Annotated in this window: 17 protein-coding genes; 7 read left to right on the top strand and 10 right to left on the bottom strand. The window is 40.8% G+C overall.

Annotated elements, in window-relative coordinates:
- From NSP_RS02465 to NSP_RS26180, 4 genes are all read left to right on the top strand, one after another.
- Positions 1 to 1,152, top strand: a complete 1,152-nt coding sequence (locus tag NSP_RS02465) for a phosphotransferase (protein WP_006197378.1) — start codon at positions 1 to 3, stop codon at positions 1,150 to 1,152.
- Between the two features lie 26 nt (positions 1,153 to 1,178).
- Positions 1,179 to 2,270, top strand: a complete 1,092-nt coding sequence (locus tag NSP_RS02460; RefSeq protein WP_006197379.1) for a T3SS effector HopA1 family protein — start codon at positions 1,179 to 1,181, stop codon at positions 2,268 to 2,270.
- A 189-nt stretch (positions 2,271 to 2,459) separates the two neighbouring features.
- A complete protein-coding gene (locus NSP_RS02455) occupies positions 2,460 to 2,804 on the top strand; it encodes a hypothetical protein (protein ID WP_006197380.1) in 345 nt (114 codons plus the stop codon).
- A gap of 409 nt (positions 2,805 to 3,213) precedes the next feature.
- Positions 3,214 to 3,387: a hypothetical protein gene (locus NSP_RS26180; RefSeq protein WP_006197381.1), complete on the top strand. Its 174-nt coding sequence runs from the start codon at positions 3,214 to 3,216 to the stop codon at positions 3,385 to 3,387.
- 137 nt (positions 3,388 to 3,524) lie between these two features.
- On the opposite strand, the gene NSP_RS02450 is transcribed toward NSP_RS26180, so the two are convergent.
- From NSP_RS02450 to gyrA, 7 genes are all read right to left on the bottom strand, one after another.
- A complete protein-coding gene (locus NSP_RS02450; protein ID WP_006197382.1) occupies positions 3,525 to 4,271 on the bottom strand; it encodes a peptidylprolyl isomerase in 747 nt (248 codons plus the stop codon).
- A 655-nt stretch (positions 4,272 to 4,926) separates the two neighbouring features.
- Entirely contained in the window at positions 4,927 to 6,429 is a 1,503-nt protein-coding gene (locus NSP_RS02445) for a beta-barrel domain-containing protein (RefSeq protein WP_006196259.1), read from the bottom strand.
- 136 nt (positions 6,430 to 6,565) lie between these two features.
- Positions 6,566 to 9,061: an ABC transporter transmembrane domain-containing protein gene (locus NSP_RS02440; protein WP_006196261.1), complete on the bottom strand. Its 2,496-nt coding sequence runs from the start codon at positions 9,059 to 9,061 to the stop codon at positions 6,566 to 6,568.
- Positions 9,054 to 9,206 carry a hypothetical protein gene (locus NSP_RS27465; RefSeq protein ID WP_157133654.1) on the bottom strand — a complete coding sequence of 51 codons (153 nt, stop codon included), beginning with the start codon at positions 9,204 to 9,206 and terminating at the stop codon, positions 9,054 to 9,056. The genes NSP_RS02440 and NSP_RS27465 overlap by 8 nt, the downstream gene beginning before the upstream one ends.
- Positions 9,166 to 9,891, bottom strand: a complete 726-nt coding sequence (locus tag NSP_RS02435; RefSeq protein WP_006196262.1) for a helix-turn-helix domain-containing protein — start codon at positions 9,889 to 9,891, stop codon at positions 9,166 to 9,168. The genes NSP_RS27465 and NSP_RS02435 overlap by 41 nt, the downstream gene beginning before the upstream one ends.
- 437 nt (positions 9,892 to 10,328) lie before the next feature.
- Positions 10,329 to 11,891 carry an apolipoprotein N-acyltransferase gene (lnt, locus tag NSP_RS02430; RefSeq protein ID WP_017803768.1) on the bottom strand — a complete coding sequence of 521 codons (1,563 nt, stop codon included), beginning with the start codon at positions 11,889 to 11,891 and terminating at the stop codon, positions 10,329 to 10,331.
- Positions 11,869 to 14,511 (bottom strand): DNA topoisomerase (ATP-hydrolyzing) subunit A, encoded by a 2,643-nt coding sequence (gene gyrA / locus NSP_RS02425; RefSeq protein ID WP_042202134.1) that lies wholly within the window; start codon positions 14,509 to 14,511, stop codon positions 11,869 to 11,871. The genes lnt and gyrA overlap by 23 nt, the downstream gene beginning before the upstream one ends.
- A gap of 733 nt (positions 14,512 to 15,244) precedes the next feature.
- Here gyrA and NSP_RS02420 point away from each other — a divergent pair.
- From NSP_RS02420 to NSP_RS26175, 3 genes are all read left to right on the top strand, one after another.
- Complete coding sequence (locus tag NSP_RS02420) at positions 15,245 to 15,463, top strand: hypothetical protein (RefSeq protein ID WP_006196265.1); 219 nt, start codon at positions 15,245 to 15,247, stop codon at positions 15,461 to 15,463.
- A 55-nt stretch (positions 15,464 to 15,518) separates the two neighbouring features.
- The gene (locus NSP_RS02415) at positions 15,519 to 16,439 is read left to right on the top strand and encodes a histone deacetylase family protein (RefSeq protein ID WP_006196266.1); all 921 of its coding nucleotides are present in this window, start codon (positions 15,519 to 15,521) and stop codon (positions 16,437 to 16,439) included.
- Between the two features lie 460 nt (positions 16,440 to 16,899).
- Positions 16,900 to 17,037, top strand: coding sequence for a hypothetical protein (locus NSP_RS26175; protein WP_006196267.1), 138 nt, complete (start codon positions 16,900 to 16,902; stop codon positions 17,035 to 17,037).
- Between the two features lie 255 nt (positions 17,038 to 17,292).
- Here NSP_RS26175 and recR read toward each other — a convergent pair whose 3' ends face one another.
- The 3 genes from recR to NSP_RS02390 all read right to left on the bottom strand — a co-directional run bounded on the left by recR (position 17,293) and on the right by NSP_RS02390 (position 19,841).
- A complete protein-coding gene (gene recR / locus NSP_RS02405) occupies positions 17,293 to 17,850 on the bottom strand; it encodes a recombination mediator RecR (protein WP_006196268.1) in 558 nt (185 codons plus the stop codon).
- Positions 17,851 to 18,234: 384 nt separating this feature from the next.
- On the bottom strand, positions 18,235 to 19,317 hold the full coding sequence (gene psbA / locus NSP_RS02395; protein ID WP_006196269.1) for a photosystem II q(b) protein: 1,083 nt from the start codon (positions 19,315 to 19,317) through the stop codon (positions 18,235 to 18,237).
- Between the two features lie 173 nt (positions 19,318 to 19,490).
- Positions 19,491 to 19,841, bottom strand: a complete 351-nt coding sequence (locus tag NSP_RS02390; protein ID WP_006196270.1) for a histidine triad nucleotide-binding protein — start codon at positions 19,839 to 19,841, stop codon at positions 19,491 to 19,493.
- Positions 19,842 to 19,873 lie beyond the last annotated feature (32 nt).

The raw sequence follows: 19,873 nt of genomic DNA, 5'->3' as shown, positions 1-19,873 counted from the left end.
ATGACATTTATCTTAAATTCCGATAATGCTTTTGATTATTTGCTCAAACAAGGGTTATTGGATAATTCGCAACAACCTCCCAGCAAGATAGAACCACTGACAGCCAAGAATTTCAACCTATTACTCAGCTTTACAGATAAACACAAGCTGCTGATTAAGCAAGAGCGACTTAATCAAGAAGGTAAAGCAGCTGGTGAGTTTTTGATTGAGTGGCGCATTCAAGAATTTATACAGCAATTTCCAGAACTCGATAACTACCGTCAAGTTTTACCAGAAGTGCTGTATTTTGATGTAGAAAATTCCATTATTGTTTTCAGATATCTGGATGATTACCGCGACTTGATGGATTTCTACACTAAAGAAAAGAACTTTTCTATAGAAATTGCTACCGCAATTGGTACTCTTTTAGCAACAATCCACCGTGATACTTTTAACCATCAAGAATATGAAGATTTTTTTACGAAAAATTCTGTTAATTTTAATCAAATATCAAATTTGGCTCTCTCATTAGGACAAGTAAAACCAGAAATTTTTGGTTTAGTTCCTGATGACGGGTTAAAATTCTTTGCTCTCTATCAACGTTATGATAGTTTGGGACAAGCAATAGCAGAATTAGGTCAATCTGTCAAGCCTGCTTGTGTCACTCACAATGACTTAAAACTAAATAATATCTTACTGCAAAACAATTGGCAAGATTCTCATAATATTATTCGGTTCATTGATTGGGAACGTTCGGCTTGGGGAGATCCAGCTTTTGATTTGGGGACAATTATTGGTAACTATGTTCAAATCTGGTTGGGTAGTTTAGTTATTAGTAATTCTTTGAGTATTGAAGAATCTCTACGTTTAGCAATCACACCTTTAGAACTGCTTCAGCCTTCTATTGGTGCATTAACCAAAGCTTATTTAAACACTTTTCCAGAAATTTTAGAACATCATCCCGACTATTTGCAGCGAGTAGTACAATTTGCGGGGTTTAATTTAATTCAACAAATTCAAGCGATGCTTCAATATCAAAGATCCTTTAGCAATATGGGGATTGCTATGATGCAAGTTGCTAAAGCGTTATTAAGTCGTCCTGTACAATCAATACCAACTATTTTTGGTGCTGCTGCTGAGGAATTAACCAGCTTTAATCGTTCCGCAGTTTAAATCATTACATTACTACTCAATCAATTATGCAATTATTAGATACTGGTTTAACTGGACAATTACTAGAAGTTATCGAAGATATTGTTGAGAAAGTTGAGATTAAATCTGATTTTTCTATACACAATCCAGATTACAAGCCTTTAGATTTACCACTTGAAGTAGTTGAGCGGTTCCAAAAAATGCCCAACCAGATACAGCAAAAATATCTCGGTTTGCAACTACGAAGTTTTATTTATGGCATTTATTATAACGGTTCCATGCGAAGTGCATTGGCACTAGATGCAGAAGGAAATAATCTACCCCAAGATTTAGAAAATAATAGTTTTTTGGGTGTGGATTTGGGATTTTATGATCGGTTACACAACAGTAATCAGGGAGAGGGTTATTTTGATTCTGCTTGGTATGTTCTCCGAGAAGAAACCGATGGGACATTAGCGGTTACTAAAGGCGCATTAAGGCTACATATTGAGCGAGAAAAACATCTGCAAAATATCGAAAAAGCGGCTGTAGTGGGTGATATCGTCGCCATTCATTTACCCAAAAATCGAGTGCAAAATGGCTTTTACATGGCCGTTGGTAATCAGGGTTTTACTCGTCTGGAAGATGAGCAAAATAATTCGGTAACTGTGCGGATTTACTTTAATTTTACTCCTGAATGTGCTGTAGCAGTCATGGGTAGTTTGACTGAGCAATTAAATAGCTTAAAAATCCCTTTTAGTTTTAAAGTTTTGTACAATCCCCAGGATTACGGACGACATGATTCAGGGGTATTGTATTTTGATAAAAGCGATTATCAGGAAGTGAGGGGAATTTTACAGCGTGTATATGGGGAGAATAAATCATATTTTAAGTCAGACGTTCCTTTATTTACAATGCAGCTTGCACCGGGGTTAGGTTTGGCTGAAGAACCAGACCAAAAATTTGTTGAAAAAGAAAGTTTTGGGATGAATCGCTGTCAGATTGTAGCCAATGGGTTATTAAAAGCTTGGTATCAAGGGGATAACTCAGTTGATGCTAGAATGCAGGCCATTTGTGCAGAATTTTCGACTTTGGGAATTGATTTACAACGAGTTCATTTAAATGCTGGTTCTGAGGATATTTATCAGCTTTTGGCTTGAGTGGCGGTAAAGATATATCCTGATTCGTAAGTAAGTATAGGAATCAGAACTTCTAACCCTCTGCGTACCTTTGCGTGAACCTTTGCGACCCTCTGCGTTAAAAAACCTTTTCCTCAAGTGTAATAATTTAAGTGTAACTATTTTGTCCCCTTTATTTGATAACAATATGTAGACATTATCGGTGGAACGGTGACAGAACCGCGTGTAGCCTATCTGAAACAACCCCAGACGATGACGGAGGAACTAATAGCTAAAGTTAGTCCCGTAAATCCGGCTGAGGTTTTTCGTACAGCCTCAACTTGTGCGACCAATAATTGTCAGCATTTTGATGGAAAAGATTGTGGTTTAGTAACACGAATTGTTGCTCAGTTTCCCATAGCATTAGAAGAATTACCTCCCTGTTCTATACGTCGAGATTGTCGCTGGTGGCAGCAAGAAGGTAAAGCTGCTTGTATGCGTTGTCCGCAAGTGATTACAGATAATTACAATGCTTCTGAATTAATGATTCAAGTGGCAACACCAACTGTGAGTTGAGGAAATTTCCAACTATCAGCCATAAAAGCCTATTAAAATAAATCTTAATTAGTCAGGAGAAGATTTTGTCTTTTCCTGATTTTGCTTTTTGGTAATGTTTCAGAAATATCACATTAATCGGGACATAATTTTTACATTTGTGTCCCTTTTGTATTCCGTTTAATTCTCGATTTTATCTGTTTATTTCTAGAGTTTTTAACTATGGCGGTAGAATGTTTTTTTAAACTCCCATATAGTTTTACATCTGTACATTTATTTTTAATGCAAAAAATGTACCTTTTATGTCCCCTTTAATTGATGAAAATATCTAGACATAAATTCTGAAGTTGAATAAGATACTATCAATCGAGGTTCCAAACATTATGTTTGATTCTTGAAAACAATAAATTTGAAAAAGGAAAAAACTCAAATGGCTAACATCGTAATCTCTGACTTACGTCCTGCTGGTTCCGAATTGTTTATGGATTCTGAGAGCTATCTCACTGATTTGACTAATGATGAGTTGAATCACACTTCTGGCGGATTATTTTGGTTCGGAGTTGCGGTAGGACTTGCTATTTCTCATCTTCTCAGGAACCACTAATTCGTAGGTTGGATTTAGGCCTTACGAAACCCAATACCAAGAATACCTACTTTTGTGGGGTTTCGTAACGCCTCAACCTACGTCTAAGTTTATCAAGACATTTTTGCCATTATTTTGAAGTTAACAACTAAAGCTGCTTAATTACTTAGCTCAAAATTAGTTTGATCTTCTATCTCTCCAATTTGGTGTTTTAGCCATCCCGAAAACAAATCTGATAAAATTTGAAAACGCAACTTATCATCCAATTCCGGCTGTATAATCTCCTCCACAAAAATCAAACGTACATCGTTAGCTGTCACAATAGGTTTAAGCAACTGAGGTGGTTTTGCACCAAACACAGCAGCAGATATTTCTGGTTTTAAATCCTGGCGACGCAATACTCCTAAATATCCCCCTTTACGCCGCAATTCTACATCCTGAATATATTGGTGAGCCACATCATAGAAACTCATCTCACCTTCTTTAATTGCATAAAAAAGTTCTAGCGCCAAATCTTCATCATCCAAAACAACTTCATACATGACGACACCAGCATAATTTAGCTGATTCTCAAAAAAGTAAGGCTCTATTTTATCTGCAAACAAATGTTGGCTTAACTTGCCAATCATTATATTAATATAGACTATTTCTTCAAATTCATCTATAGATAAGCCATGTTTTTCTAACCATTTCCAAGTATCTTCAGCACTGGTGAGTTGATTCTGTAAGCGCAATAAATTCGCTGCTTTTTGTAATTCTTCTGTATCCACTTTTATCCCTGCTTCCTCCGCAGCAGCTAAAATAATTTTACGGCTAACAATCTGCTCAACTAGCTCAGGAATTTTGCAGGATAGCTTAACTTGGTGAATAATATCTTCTTTGGTAATTGTGATGGGTTGTGACATGATTTTACTCCTTAAATTTGGATAGATAAACTTAAATTCGGAAGCATCTCATTTTTTGAGTGAGCTTCATGAAACCTCACCCCAACCCTCTCCTTATTAAGGAGAGGGAGCAGGAGTGGAAATCTTATTTCCGTGCTTCACCAGGTGGACTTAAGATACATTGGCAAACCTGAGATGCTTTCTTAACTCCTAAGAAACACATTTTGTAACCGTTATATAGTAAGGCTTTTAGCCAAATAATAAAAATGTGTTTGTTTCATTCGTTGCGAGGGTATTTAATCCTTTTGACTTTTGACTTTTGACTTTTAACTTTTGACTTCCCCTCCTGGGGCGCTCATATCTTGCATCAGGCGACGGTCAGTCACAGCTACACAGGCGAAACCCAGCTACGTGGGTTTCAAAACCCTTGTTTTTCCGTGAGTCCGCGTAGGCGGACTTTGTTTGGGTGGTTCCGCGATTTTAATCGCCGGGGCTAGGTGCAAGATGTCAGTTAAATTGAGGGTAATTAAAAATCGCGTCTATACAGACGAGTTACAGTATATTCGAGGTAAATGAGTTCCAGATATAAATGATAAAACTCTTGTGTTGCAGGCTATTTGTGTGCGTTCATCTGATGCTCACGGAAGCAGCACTCAAAAATATAAATTTAGGTTTTCTACAACTTCACACCCCCCTGCTGCAACTGCTTAAACGGATCAAGCAGAAAATCAATAATCCGGCGCTGACGCACAATTACCTCAGCCGTTGCTGTATCCCCAGGGTTTAAAGGAATACATTGATTATTACTAGGAATACAATCTTGATTAATGGCAATTTCTAAATTATAAGCTGCTACTTTGCCATTAGGTGTATCTATTTCTGTTGTAGTAGGAGAAATTTCTAATAATTCACCGGCAATAACTCCATAGTCTTGAAAAGGATAGGCATCAAATTTCAACTTTACTGGTAAACCCTGACGTAAGGAACCACTCTCAGTTGTCGCCATTTGCGCTCGAACTATTAAAGGAGAACCTATGGGAGAAATTTCTGCAATCATTGTTCCTGGCTGCACTACAGAACCAGCTTTTTCAATTGGTAACTGAAATAAAGTCCCGGTGACGTTGGCTTTTACAACTCGTTGAGTAATTTGAAATTCTAAAGATTGAATTTGACTCTTAGTTTGAGCAATTTCTGCATTGAGTGTGGAAACTTCTGTATCTATATTTTTCAGTTGCTCCTCGGTTCTTAGTATAGCCAGTTCCCCTGCATGAGTCAATGTTTTGTAACCATTTTCTTGTTCATTGAGCCGTAATTCAGCCTGTTCAATATCTGCATTAAATTGAGTAATAGTGCGCTCATAACTACTCTGTTGTTCTGCTAACCTTAACTTCGCTTGTTCAATTTCTGACTTACTTTGTTCATATAACCTTTCCTGTTCTTGAGCTATATCCTGCTTTTCTACGACTGTAGTCTCTGGGATAACTCCTTGTTCCCAAAGCTGAAGATAGCGTTTAACTTCCCGTTGACTACTGGCTAAACGACTAGCGATTAATTTATTAGCAGTTTGACTGAATTCAACACTTTGCTTTGCTTGATTGACTTGGGATGATTTTTCCTCTTTTTGTAAATTAGATGAACTTTTAATTGCACTCAACTGCTGTCTGGCTTGGTCGATTTGAGACTGTTTCTCTAACTCTTGAGATTGATTTTGTTGTCGCTGAGTTGCCAAAGCTACAATTAACTGATTTTTTAATAAATTTAATTGTGCTAATCTATTTAATTGCCCTTCCAATCTATCTTTTGTTTGTCGTAACTCAGATGTAACTAATTCTGATTCTAGTACCAATAGAGTCTGTCCAGCTTTTACTACATCGCCTGATTTTACTTGAATATCCGCCACGGTTCCAGCAACAGGCGCATCTAGTCTGACTGTTTTACCTTGGGGTTCTAATCTTCCTCTAGCTACACCTGTTTCATCTACCCGCGAAAGAATTGCCCAGGGTAAAATTATCGATACAAAGACAATCAGGAAGTATAGTAATCCTCTTGTCCAAACTTGGGGTAAGCTATCCAGTAAGTCTTTGGTGACATGAGACCAATCATCGGTTGAGATAGCTGGATTGGCAAGTTGATCTTGATTATATTCGTTGTTGACTGTTTGATTTAAGGTTTCTGGCATGATTCCTGTGAATGTAATTGTATGGTTGTGAAAGTTTGGAAGGAGGAGAAAAACGAACCACTAAGAACACAAAGGACACAAAGTCAAGAGGTTTTGAGAGAGCTATGGGGTAGGGAATCAGGGGGAAATAACACAGTTAAGCGACATTATCTAATTGTTGTTGATTGAGATAAAAATAATGTCCCCGTTTAGCCATTAACTCTTCGTGAGTACCACTTTCAATTAACAAACCTCTATCTAGTACCAAAATTAAATCTGCATTGCGGACAGTGGAGAGACGATGAGCAATTAATAATGTGGTTCTGCCTTTGAGAATGGTATTTAAGTTATTTTGAATTATGCGTTCTGATTCAGCATCTAAATGAGAAGTGGCTTCATCTAAAATCAATAGTGAGGGATTACCTAATAATGCTCTTGCTATGGCTATTCTTTGTCGTTGTCCACCAGATAACATTCCCCCACCTTCACCAATTTGGCTTTCATAGCCCATAGGTAACTTTTTGATAAACTCATCAGCCCCCGCCAATCGTGCTGCTTCTATAATTGCTGATAAATTTGCCCCTGGTTGTCCTAAGCTAATATTTTCTCGAATTGTGCTACCAAATAGAAATGTATCTTGGTCAACTACCCCGACTTGTTCCCGTAAGGAACGTAAGGAAAGGCTGGTAATATCATGTCCATCAATTAATACTTTACCATCGGTAGGTGGATACAAGCCTAAAGCTAACTTAGAAATAGTGGTTTTTCCTGAACCACTACGACCGACTAAAGCCACCATTTGTCCTGGTTTTACGGTAAAGCTGAGGTTTTCTAGAACGTTAATATCACCTTCTGGGTGATAACGAAATGTGACATTATCAAAGCGAATATGACCCTGAATTGGTGGTAAGGATTGCCTGATTTGATGCTGTAAATCTTCTTCTGGTTCTGTATCTAATACATCATTAATCCGCTCGACGGCAATGATAACTTCTTGTAACTCATTCCACAAAACTGTTAATCTTTTAAATGGGGTAATCACATTTCCTAGCAGCATATTAAATGCTACGAGTTGTCCAATAGTTAACTGATTTTGAATTACTAAATATGCCCCATACCATAGTAAACCAGTGGTGACAACTGCTTCAATTAAATTACTAAAAATTTGCAAACGATTGCCAATAATTTGCCCTGAGAAGCTGGTTTTAACTCTCTTATTTAATAATTCTTCCCAATGCCAACGGACTGTCTGTTCTACTGCTGTAGATTTAACTGTTCTCACGCCAGAAAGAGATTCAATTAAGTAACTACTTTCAGTTGCATAGGCGTTAAAAATATCTCTGGAAATCCTGCGTAAAAAGGGGGTAGCAATCAATGCTAACAGGAAAAAAGGCGGCACAATTACTAAAGCTAAAAGTGCCATTTTCCAACTATACCACCACATCAATCCCACATAGATAAATACTGTAATTAAATCTAGTAAGATAGATAAGGCTTCACCGGAAAGAAAGCGTTGAATTTTGGTATTTTCTTGGACACGAGAGATGATATCACCGACATAACGGGATTCAAAGAAACTCAGGGGTAGACGCAGGGTATGGCGAATAAAAGCCACGATTAAAGCCACATCTAACTTATGGGCTGTGTGGTCTAATAGATATTGTCGTAACCCCATCATGGCTACACGGAATAAACTGAAAATTAGTAGCCCTAAACCGACAGCAAATAAGGTGAGTTCTGAACGTTGAACTACTACTCTGTCTAAGATTAATTGAGTAAATAATGGGGTAATCAGTCCAAATATCTGAATAAACACAGATGCAGCAAATACTTCCAACATCACCAAGCTGTGGGGCTTGATTAATTCAAAGAATTGCCAAAAGGGGGTGATGGTCTCTTGGGTATCTTTTAAAAATGCTGTGGGTTGCAGCAGCAGTGTATAGCCAGTCCAATTGGCTGTAAATTCAGCATGGCTAAGGGTTAATTGACCAATGCCTGGGTCGGCGACAATGACGGATTTGGGGGTAATTTCATAAACAACAATGTAATGTTTGCCTTCCCAGTGAACAATTGCTGGTAATTTTTGCTCGGCTAACTTGTTGAGAGTGGCTTTTACTGGTCTGGTACTAAAGCCAATACTTTCTGCGGCTGTGGATAAACCGCGCAAGGATGCACCATTGCGGTCAACATTGGCGATTTCTCGCAGGCGATTGACACTAAACCGTTTTCCCCAATAACGAGACACCATTACTAAACAAGCTGCTCCACAATCTGATCCACTTTGTTGGGCAAAAAACGGGTAACGGCGAATGGTTTTTTGGAATAAATGTCCGACGCGCTGTGTGGGACTGGGGAGGTAAGCTTTGCTAATCTTTTTTGATAGCTGTGGTTCTATGACAGGTGTTGGAAGAATTGACTGTTGAGGAGATGTCAGTAATTCTTCTGAATTTACTAGGTTGGAATTAATTGCATTAGCCTTGGCAAATAAATGGTTTCGGATTTGGGGATATTTAATCATCAAGGCTGACAAAACTGTGGACGGAATAAAGCATAGTTGTACGTTGACACTTGCTCTGGCTCCGTAAGGCTGAAAGTTAGCTTCTGGGAATAAGGTAAATTCCCCAAAAGATTCTCCAGGTTTTACATTAGACATCTCCGTCATCATGTACTAATCTGACTTTACCTGCGATCGCAATGTATAATCCTGGCTCTACATCTTGTCCTTGCCAAACCTTGCCTACTTTTGGGCTTTTGAATTTAAATTGTTGGTAGTAGTTCTGAAATTCTGCTGCGGACAAAGAATGACCTAACGCCTGGTTGATCTGTTCGGGAGAAAGTACAGAATTGGATAGATTTTGCACCATAGGTTTCTGATTCCTTAGCTAATTTGGTCAATTCAATGGGCATAAATCCGTTATTTTCGGGGATATTTTCGGATTTAAGGTCGTAAATCAAGATGCTATTACTTGCAGCATTTTCCTTGACTGTTTCTTGGTTATTATTGGTTATGGGTCGAGTGGATAATCCCATTTGCTTGAGTAGTCGCTTGATGTGGCGATCGCTCACTTCAATACCAAATTCCTGAGCCAAATGCTTACCAAGGTAGTTAACCGTCCACCGCCCAAAAGCATAACCATAATCACGGGGACTATTAAGCACCAATTCTTGCAAACGCTGCAAATATGCCTCATTTACCACTTTAGGGCGACCAATGGGACAATCTTGCCATTGATGAGCCATACCAGTCCGGGCTATGTGCATCCAATGTCTGACTGTGGCTGGACAACAGCCTAAAATTTGACAAATTGCTGCTTGAGATTTTCCCTGGTCTGCGAGTAGCATAATCTCAATGCGTTGTCGATATGAATTAGGTAAATCTGCTTGTAACCTTTTTTGTAATAATCTCCGTTGAAAGGGTGTTAAAAATTGACCTATTTCATGGTCTGTAACTTTTACCTCTGCATTAGCTTGATGCTCAGACATAAACATCCTCTAAATATAAAGTATAGCTGGGTACACCTGTGGTACGGGCGGGTTTAGTCATCTCCTGGTTGATCTTGAATGATATCTGTGTAGCTTGCGTGGCGTAGCCATACCCGCCCCTACACCGGGACACCGGTTAAGATCCTTTTGGTGTCTTTTGTTTTATGATCCGTTTATGTCCTAACCTCCTTGGCGGTTGCTGTAGGATCAATTTAGAGTTTTTACTTATATTTTTACGTTCATATGTATGATTACTTAAAAAAATCGCCAAAATTCCTGACTTTAAACATTCTTAAACATTCATTCATACATAATACCCAAAATCAAAGAAAACATATCACCTTAACTGACAGTTATAACATTGCGAAAATGAAGTTAGTTGCTACTTACATGAACTAAGTTAAGATAGTGATATTACTTAGAATTACAGTTTTTTGTTATGCTTTTTTTATAAAAAAAACAGTATAAATAAATATATTTAAACCCAGCAACAAAACTGTCAACCAATCGCCCCAACGCACATACAAAGTCTGAGTTTGCCGTCTGTATATGGTTTGGGCATGAGTTTGGTAGGTGTTATATCCAGATAACCATAAAGTGCGACCATGAGGATCTACAAAGGCTGAATATCCCGTATTCGTCGCCCGCACTGACCATCTATCGGTTTCAATTGCCCGCATCATATCTAAGGCGTGATGCTGAAATGGCATAGATGCGGTATAATGAGCATCATTAGAAGCACTGAGAATAAATTGCCCACCGACCGCAGCTTGACGGCGAAATAATTCAGGAAACGCCGAGTCGTAACAGATACCAACTATCGCCCGACCAAAGGGGGTATCAAATATCTGATTTGTTTTACCTGGGACTTGGTGGGCATTTAAAGGTGATAAGCGTTGAACTATCCCGCCGAAAATCCCCTCAAAGGGTATATACTCGCCTAATGGGACTAATTTGGTTTTGTCGTAGCGGCTGAAAATTTCACCGTTACCAGTGAAGGTAAATAAACTATTTGTATAGCTGCGTTCTCTTTGTCCAAAAGCTCCAACCCAAGCAACTACGCCTTTTTCTGTCACTGCTTGCACTAAGCTGGTGTTGGGTAAGTCACGCTGGAAGTATGGTAAGGCGGTTTCTGGGGTGAGGACTGCATCTACACCTTGATCTACTAGATTGTAATATCCGGTGGTGTAACCTGCGATCGCCTGTCGCAAACCTTGGGGTATAAGTTTAATTTCGTTGGGGATGTTACCTTGAATAATTCCCACTTTTAATGCGGCTTCTGGTGGTTGGGCTAGGGGACGGCTGTATAAGTAAAAACCCAGGAGGTGTAGGGTGATTAATATTGCTGCGGCGGAGGTTAAGTTTTTATTTTTTACGAACCGCAGAGGCGCAGAGGAAGTTTTGGCGTTTATCCATGCTTCGGCTATGAATCCATTGACTGCAACTATGGCGGCTGTGACTGTGTTCGCGCCGGAGAGTTGACCGAGGTGTAATATTACGAGGTTGTGAGGACTTTGGGTATAAGCTAGTGAACTCCACCACAGGGGGCTTGCACTCCAAAGGCTTTCTAAGGCGCACCAAATGGCTGTACCAAATAGAACACGTTGCCAAGTGTTTTTTACAGTGAAACGAGTCATAGCAGCCGCCCAGAGGGTAACGAGGGAACCCCCGTAAAGGCTGATAAATGACCAACAAAATAGGGTAATTGCTAAACTCGGCAACCAAGGAACGCCCAACCAATTCATTGGATGAATGCCAGTAATCCAGGATAGGGCGACTCCGTGATAGCCCACACCCCAGGCGAGGGCTAGGAGGAGGGGAGATGAGGTAGAGGTCAGAACTAATACCCACAGGGGCGCTAGGGCAATCCATGCCAAAAACCATGCACCGACTGGGGCTACTGTTAGCCCCATTGATACACCACTGGCTAAGGCGATGAAGTAAGGGAGTAAGACTTTTAGCTTCTCCCTGTGTTTTTTACTCAGCTTCTTCCACCACATCAACATCATCAACTGCATCAGGAGGAACTATGGCTACACCGTTAATGGCATCTTCTTCATCGAGACGCTGCACTCTTACGCCAGTGGCTGACCGCGATTGTATAGAAATCGCATTCACTGCTTGACGGATGATAATACCACGCTTTGTTACCATCATGATTTCATCGTGATCATTATTAACAATGCGTAAAGTGGCTAATTTGTCTTTGCCTTTACGGTTTTTGAATTTGGTAGCCATTAAACCCTGACCGGCACGGTTTTGCAGTCGGAATTGAGCCACTGGAACGCGTTTGCCATATCCGCCCATTGTAATTACCAACACCCAAGGGCCTATACTGCCGGTACTTGTTACTTCTGCGGTTTCCTCCTGATTTTCGGTTTCTACGGCTTCGATTTCTACGGCTTCGATTTCTACGGCTTCGATTTCTACGGCTTCGATTTCTGCGGTTTCGGGTTCATCTGTATTTAAGGTGTCCAGAATGGCGGCTGGAAGTATATCCATTCCTACCAATTCATCCCCTTTCTTCAGTTTCATAGCCCTGACTCCACGAGTTGCTCTACTTAAAGGACGCAACTGTTCATGGGTACATCTAAAGTGAATGGCCATACCTAGACGAGAACCAACTAAGATGCTGTCCTCTACTCGCGCCCGTCGCACCCAGCGCAGTTGGTCGCCTTCTTCGAGAGAAATGGCAATTAAGCCGTTAGCCCTGATGTTACTAAATGAGGCTAGTTCGGTTTTCTTAATGTTGCCGCCCTTGGTGAGCATCACTAGATATTCTTCCCGGCTAAACTCGTCTACGGGGACAATTGAGGTGATTTTTTCTTCCCTGGGAATGGGCAGCATTTGTACAATGGCTGTACCGCGACTGGTACGCGAACTCACGGGAATTTGATAGGCTTTGAGGCAGTAGACGACACCGCGATCGCTAAAGAATAAAATACTATCGTGGTCGCAGCAAGTCAAGAAATGCTCAATGGTATCATCATCTTTGACCTTAGCAGCAGCTTTACCTCTGGTAGCACGGCTTTGAGCTTCAAAGGTGTTGACAGGCATCCGTTTGATGTAACCTTGCTCTGTCACTAAAATGATCGCTTTTTCATTGGCAATCAAATCACGCTCATCTATTTCGCCTTCTCCGGGTAAAATTACTGTGCGCCGGGGTGTGGAAAAGCTCTCTTTTAACTGAGCGATTTCGGTTTCAATGATTTCTAGTATCCGTTCTCGCCGTGCCAATATATCCTGCAAATCTGCAATCTGCGTTTGTAAGTCTTCGTGTTCTTGACGAATCTTATCTGCTTCTAGGGCAGTTAAACGTCGCAGCTGCATCTGCAAAATAGCGTCAGCTTGCACTTCTGACAGCCCGTAGTTGGTAATTAACTCTCCTTTGGCTGTGGGTGCGTCGGGTGCGTGACGAATTAAAACGATAATTTCATCTAACTGGGATAAAGCAATTAATAACCCTTGTAAGAGATGATCACGGGCTTCAGCTTTTCGCAGTTCGTAGCGGGTGCGTCTGGTAATGGATTCGATGCGGAAATCTAAGAAGACTTCTAAGAACTTCTTCAGGTTGAGAATTTCCGGTTTCCCATTCACCAACGCCAGCATATTTGCCCCAAAGTTGGCTTGCAGTGGGGTTTGCTTGTAGAGGTTGTTGAGGACTACACGGGGATAAGAATCGCGTTTCAGTTCGATAACGATTCTCATACCGTCGCGATCGCTTTCGTCGCGGATGTCTGCAATGCCCTCTAACCGCTTCTCATTCACCATATCGGCGATTTTTTCAATCAACGCCGCTTTGTTGGTTTGGTAGGGCAGTTCGGTGATAATAATTGCTTCCCGATCCTGCCGTCCTCGTTGTTGGACGGTTTCAATGGTGGCGACACCACGCATGGTAATGGAACCGCGTCCAGTGGTGTAAGCTTCCCGAATGCCAGATGTTCCTAAAACCTGCGCCCCGGTGGGAAAGTCCGGCCCGTGAATATAGTCCATTAACTCCAGGTCGGTGATCTCTGGATTATGAATCAGTGCCACCAAACCATCAATTAATTCGCCCAAGTTGTGGGGAGGAATATTGGTAGCCATCCCCACGGCAATTCCGGACGAACCATTGAGCAATAATTGGGGGATGCGTGATGGTAATACTGTGGGTTCTTGTTGGGAACCGTCGAAGTTATCGATGAAATCTACGGTTTCTGATTCAATGTCTTGCAGTAGGGATAGATTCGTTAAGGCTTGCAAGCGACATTCTGTGTACCGCATTGCCGCCGGCGGATCGTTGTCTACTGAACCAAAGTTACCATGCCCGTTAATTAGGGGCGATCGCATAGAAAAATCCTGTGCCATCCGCACCAAAGCATCATACACTGCTGTATCGCCGTGGGGGTGATATTTACCCAACACTTCCCCGACTACACGGGCGCATTTCCGAAACGGGCGATCGTGCATCAGACCCAACTCGTGCATTGCGTAGAGGATGCGACGATGCACAGGTTTCAGACCATCCCTGGCATCTGGGAGCGCCCGACCCACAATAACACTCATGGCGTATTCCAGATAAGACTGGGACATTTCGTTCCGCAAGTCTGTCGGGATAATCCTCTCCTGTGAGGTTGTCATAACCTAAAAAACTCCAAAAAATGTAGATTTTAGCCCTTACGCTTTTGCAAGCGTCAAATTATTCTCAATTAATCTTGAATAATTGCCATATTTTGTTAACATTCTAACACATAGAGTTGTGTTTGGCCGATCAAGTAACTAGCTCAAACATCAGAATTTAAACTTTAAAAGTTAAATTTTTATTTGCTGCTATATAAAAATTTTCACAAGTAACTTTTTAGGGTATTTTTTTTATAGAAAATAATCTATCACATCCTTTATTTAAAAAGTTTATTATAAATGCATTTTATCCGCCCAATAAATTAATTAGTAATATTTTATTAATCAATAAAATATTATCCAATTGACTCAGATACCCGACTTCTTAAAGAAGTCGGGTATCTTTCTTTGGGGTGATAACTGATTTAGGATTGCCATATCAATTCCCCATAATCGCTGGTATGACCTAGCCATAGATGCGCGTAACCATAGCATTTAGTAATTTATCTTCTGTAGTTAATTAATTATTTGCTTTTGTAGAGACGCGATAAATCGCGTCTTCTATATTTTATTTGATCGCGTCTCCTCTATTTCATTATTATATCTAGAGAGTGTTTACAAATTAACACTTTAGTGCAACCCACCATAGCTACTGTTGAGCGCTGCCTAAAAACGGTAATTTTAAGCCTCAAGATAGTGTACACCTCGCCACAATATATCTTAAGGTGAAGACTAGCAGTTCAAGGAGTTTTCCATGAATAAGGAAAAAGTTCCCAAAGCAGGGGAAAAAACCCATCCAGAAGATGCTGCACCTCAATTAAGTCCAGAGGTGCTGGACATGATTAAACATCCTCCGAAAATGGATGATGTGATCAGAGGACAATCGCCTGCGGAACGTCGAGGAAATCCGGCTTTAGTACCAGAAATGCTGGAGCAACCAATTGATGAAACACTGATGGATGATCGAGAGTAGGGTAGTAGTTAGGATAAAATGATTTCAGTATTTTATTGCTGATATTTTTCTCCTTATGCTATCAGTCATTTATTCTCAAGAGTTTCTGGATCACAATACTGGAAGATACCATCCAGAATGCCCAGAACGCTTAACAGTCATCGTTAATGCCCTCAAGTCAGCCGCTTTTGCCGAAAAAATTACTTGGCGATCGCCTACCGCAGCATCACAAAGGCGATCGCTAATGTCTACACTATTAAAAGCGCACACTCCAACCTATATCAATAAAGTTAAGGAAATTGCTACTACTGGTGGCGGTTATTTAGACGGTGATACACCAGTTTCTCCGCGCAGTTATGATGTAGCATTGTTAGCCGTAAGTGCTTGGATGGATGGAGTTGATACTGTACTCGCCACAAAAAATCCGGATTTTGTCCTAGCACGTCCACCGGGACACCATGCTGAAAGTCATACGGGGATGGGATTTTGCTTATTTTCCAATGCAGCGATCGCCGCTTTATATGCCCTAGAACAACCAGGAGTTAAGCGTGTCGCCATTTTAGATTGGGATGTACATCATGGCAATGGTACACAGGCGATCGTTGAAACTCATCCCCAAATTGCCTACTGTTCTTTACATCAGTATCCGTGTTATCCCGGTACTGGCAAAGCTTCAGAACGCGGACTTCATGATAATGTTTTAAACCTACCTCTACCTCCTGGTACTGATATCACCGCATATCAGCCACTCATAGAAAACAAGGTAATACCGTTTTTAGCTAACTTTCACGCAGATTTACTGATTGTCAGTGCTGGTTATGATGCCAATGAGGCAGATCCTTTAGCCAGTATCAATTTACAACCAGCAGATTATGCCTTATTTACAGATGCTTGTCTGGGAGTAACTCGTAAAATTCTCTTTGGTTTGGAAGGTGGTTATGATTTTCCATCACTTTCCCAATCTGTCTTAGCCACAATTGAACGCTGCTTAATGTAAGCTGTTTAATTCTCCAATTACAATTTATTCATAAATACTTCAACTTCAGAAAAACTTGAGGTAGATTTGGATGCACATAAGTGATAATTTATCCAGTAAATTTTTGCAAGATATCTTCTTTGTATAGCAGCGATATTAGAAGCAGTAATCAACGTTTCGTAAATATTTGTAAATTTGATAGTTCCATAATATTTATTTTTGTTCTGTAGTTTAAGTAACTGGTTAAATCAAGCATTTACGTAAAATTTTCTCGTCATAATGATGACATTAAAAGTTTTTCAGTATTGTTTGTGACAGAAAGCTGATCAACTTCATCTAATCTTTAAAAAAAAAACTGCGAGCGGTCTCGTGAATTAGCTAAAGTTTTGTTAAGATACTAATATCAATTTTTCCACAAAAACTACTAAGTCATGTGGAAAAACCAAAACTACTAGCAGCGCAAAGTTGAGAAGGTGAAGGAATGACCACCTATATGTTTTTTGAAGATGCCCTCCAAATGTTCAGCAATATGTATTTGCTTTCAGCAGTCATGCTCATAGCAGCTTCTGGTATTGGTTTAGCAGTCATAGAAACAATTGAAAAAACAGGGGAGCGCTAAATTAGCCCCTGGTGGAATGCTTCGTGTTAACTGATATGTGATAAAAGTGTTCACCGTGAAGAAATTCTGGTAACACTGAAAGAATGGAAGGTTCATAGCACTACAGCATTACCTGAAATTCAACACATCCACAGGTAAATAACTGTAAAGCTACTGAAATCCCAGCTAACGAGCAAGTAATCTTAGTAGCATAGCCTCGAAAAATGCAGACTATTAAGCACGCAACGCCTGTTCTTAAGCAATTCTTGATAAAACTTAATCTAACTCTCTGCGACCTTCCAAGGCTCTTGCCAGCGTCACTTCATCGGCATATTCCAAATCCCCACCCACAGGCAGACCAAAGGCGATACGTGTCACCTTAGTAAATGGTTTCAGTAGCTGACCGATATACAGGGTTGTTGTCTCCCCTTCAATAGTCGGACTAATTGCCATAATCACTTCTTGGGTTTTTTGTTGACTCACCCGCCGCACCAAAGCTTGAATAGTTAGTTGTTCTGGGCCAATACCATCCATAGGGGAAATTACCCCACCCAAGACGTGATACTTACCTTTATATTCGCGGGTTTTTTCCAAAGCAATTAAATCACGAGAATCCGCAACCACACAGATTGAAGTATCATCACGGTTAGGATGACGACAAATTTCACAAACAGGATCAGCAGATAGGTGAAAGCAAACAGAACACAAACCTATCTGCTTTTTTGCATCAATTAGGGCTTGTGCTAAAGCTTCTACTTCTGCTTCTGGGCGCTTCAGGATGTGCAGAGCTAGGCGTTGGGCTGACTTAGGGCCAACTCCCGGTAGGCGTTGCAACTGCTCAATTAACCGTGCTAAGGGACGTGCGTAAACCGTAGTCTTATCTCCAGAATTTTTTCACCATCACTATGATGACATTTTTCCAGTCATCACGCACCAGGCGCAGAGGCGCTGAGAATAAGAGTTTTAGATTATCTTCACAAATATACATATAGCAACCGCCAAGGAGGTTAGGACATTGTTGATTACTGAAAGCCTTGATGTAGGGGCGGGTTTATTCAAATTATTATTAGTAATTGAGCATATCTGTCATAGCTTGCGTGGCGTAGCCATACCCGCCTTGGTTTGCAGGGCTTTACAGCACTCAGCACTTTGCTATACATACATTAAAAAACGCCCCCCATTTCTGAGAGGCGCTTTTCATTCAGCTAAACTTGATAATTAACCGTTGATAGCAGGTGCTGTTAAAGCAACAGGAGCAACATCAGCAGCAGCCAAGTCTAGAGGGAAGTTGTGAGCGTTACGCTCGTGCATTACTTCCATACCCAAGTTAGCGCGGTTGATTACATCAGCCCAGGTAGCAATAACCCGACCTTGAGAATCAATTACTGATTGGTTGAAGTTGAAACCGTTCAAGTTGAACGCCATTGTGCTGACACCCAAAGCGGTAAACCAGATACCGATTACAGGCCAAGCAGCTAGGAAGAAGTGAAGTGAACGGCTGTTGTTGAAGGAAGCGTATTGGAAGATTAACCGACCAAAGTAACCGTGAGCAGCTACGATGTTGTAGGTTTCTTCTTCTTGTCCGAACTTGTAACCGTAGTTTTGAGACTCGGTTTCGGTTGTTTCACGAACCAAGGAAGATGTCACCAAGGAACCGTGCATTGCGGAGAATAATGAACCACCGAATACACCAGCTACTCCCAACATATGGAAGGGGTGCATCAAGATGTTGTGTTCTGCTTGGAACACAATCATGAAGTTGAAGGTTCCAGAGATACCCAAAGGCATACCGTCAGAGAATGAACCTTGTCCGATGGGGTAGATTAAGAATACTGCTGTAGCAGAAGCCAAAGGCGCAGAGTAAGCTACACAGATCCAAGGACGCATACCCAAGCGGTAAGATAGTTCCCACTGACGACCTAGGTAGCAAGCGCAACCGATCAAGAAGTGGAAAATTACCAATTGGTAAGGACCGCCGTTGTACAACCACTCATCTAAGGAAGCTGCTTCCCAGATTGGGTAGAAGTGCAAGCCGATAGCGTTGGAGGAAGGAACAACTGCACCGGAGATGATGTTGTTTCCGTAAATCAAGGAACCAGCTACGGGTTCGCGGATACCGTCGATGTCTACTGGAGGAGCAGCTACGAATGCGATGATGAAGCAGGTGGTAGCAGCTAGTAGGGTTGGGATCATCAGAACGCCGAACCAACCGATGTAAATCCGGTTATCGGTGCTGGTAATCCACTCGCAGAAGCGATCCCATACGTTGGCGCTTTGGCGCTGTTGTAAGGTAGTGGTCATATTTTTATAATTGCTTTTCGTGTTTACGAATTGGGTAGGTAAACTTGCCTACTTGAATACTACCTTAAAGGATAAGTTTTGTTTTGTAAAGGGGTTTTAATAAATTTTTACTTATAAAAATGATTAGTTTTTCTAATGAATCGCATCTCAAGACACGATTCATTCAGGTTTGATTAACCAGGAGGCCAGGCCATTTGCCGTCCTCCCAGAATATGTAAATGTAAATGGTAGACACTTTGACCGCCATCAGCACCATTATTAATCACAACGCGATAACCGTTGTTTAATCCCGCTTCTGCGGCTACGCGTTGAGCGGTTAATAACAGATGTCCTAAAAGAGCTTGGTCTTGAGATTCGGCATCTGCTAATTTAACTATGGGTTTTTTGGGAATGACAAGGATGTGAACTGGTGCTTGAGGGTTAACATCTGTAAAGGCTAAAGCCAAATCATCCTCATAAACGATGTTTGCGGGGATTTCCCGACGGATGATTTTACCGAAAATGGTATCTTTGGTTTCACTCATGTGGTTTTACCTAATATATCTGTTAGAGATTT

It is taken from the genome of Nodularia spumigena CCY9414 (genome assembly GCF_000340565.2).
In the GTDB taxonomy this organism is placed as follows: Bacteria; Cyanobacteriota; Cyanobacteriia; order Cyanobacteriales; family Nostocaceae; genus Nodularia; species Nodularia spumigena.
Note: the sequence above shows the minus strand (reverse complement) of the source record. Positions and strands in the feature narration are given on the sequence as shown.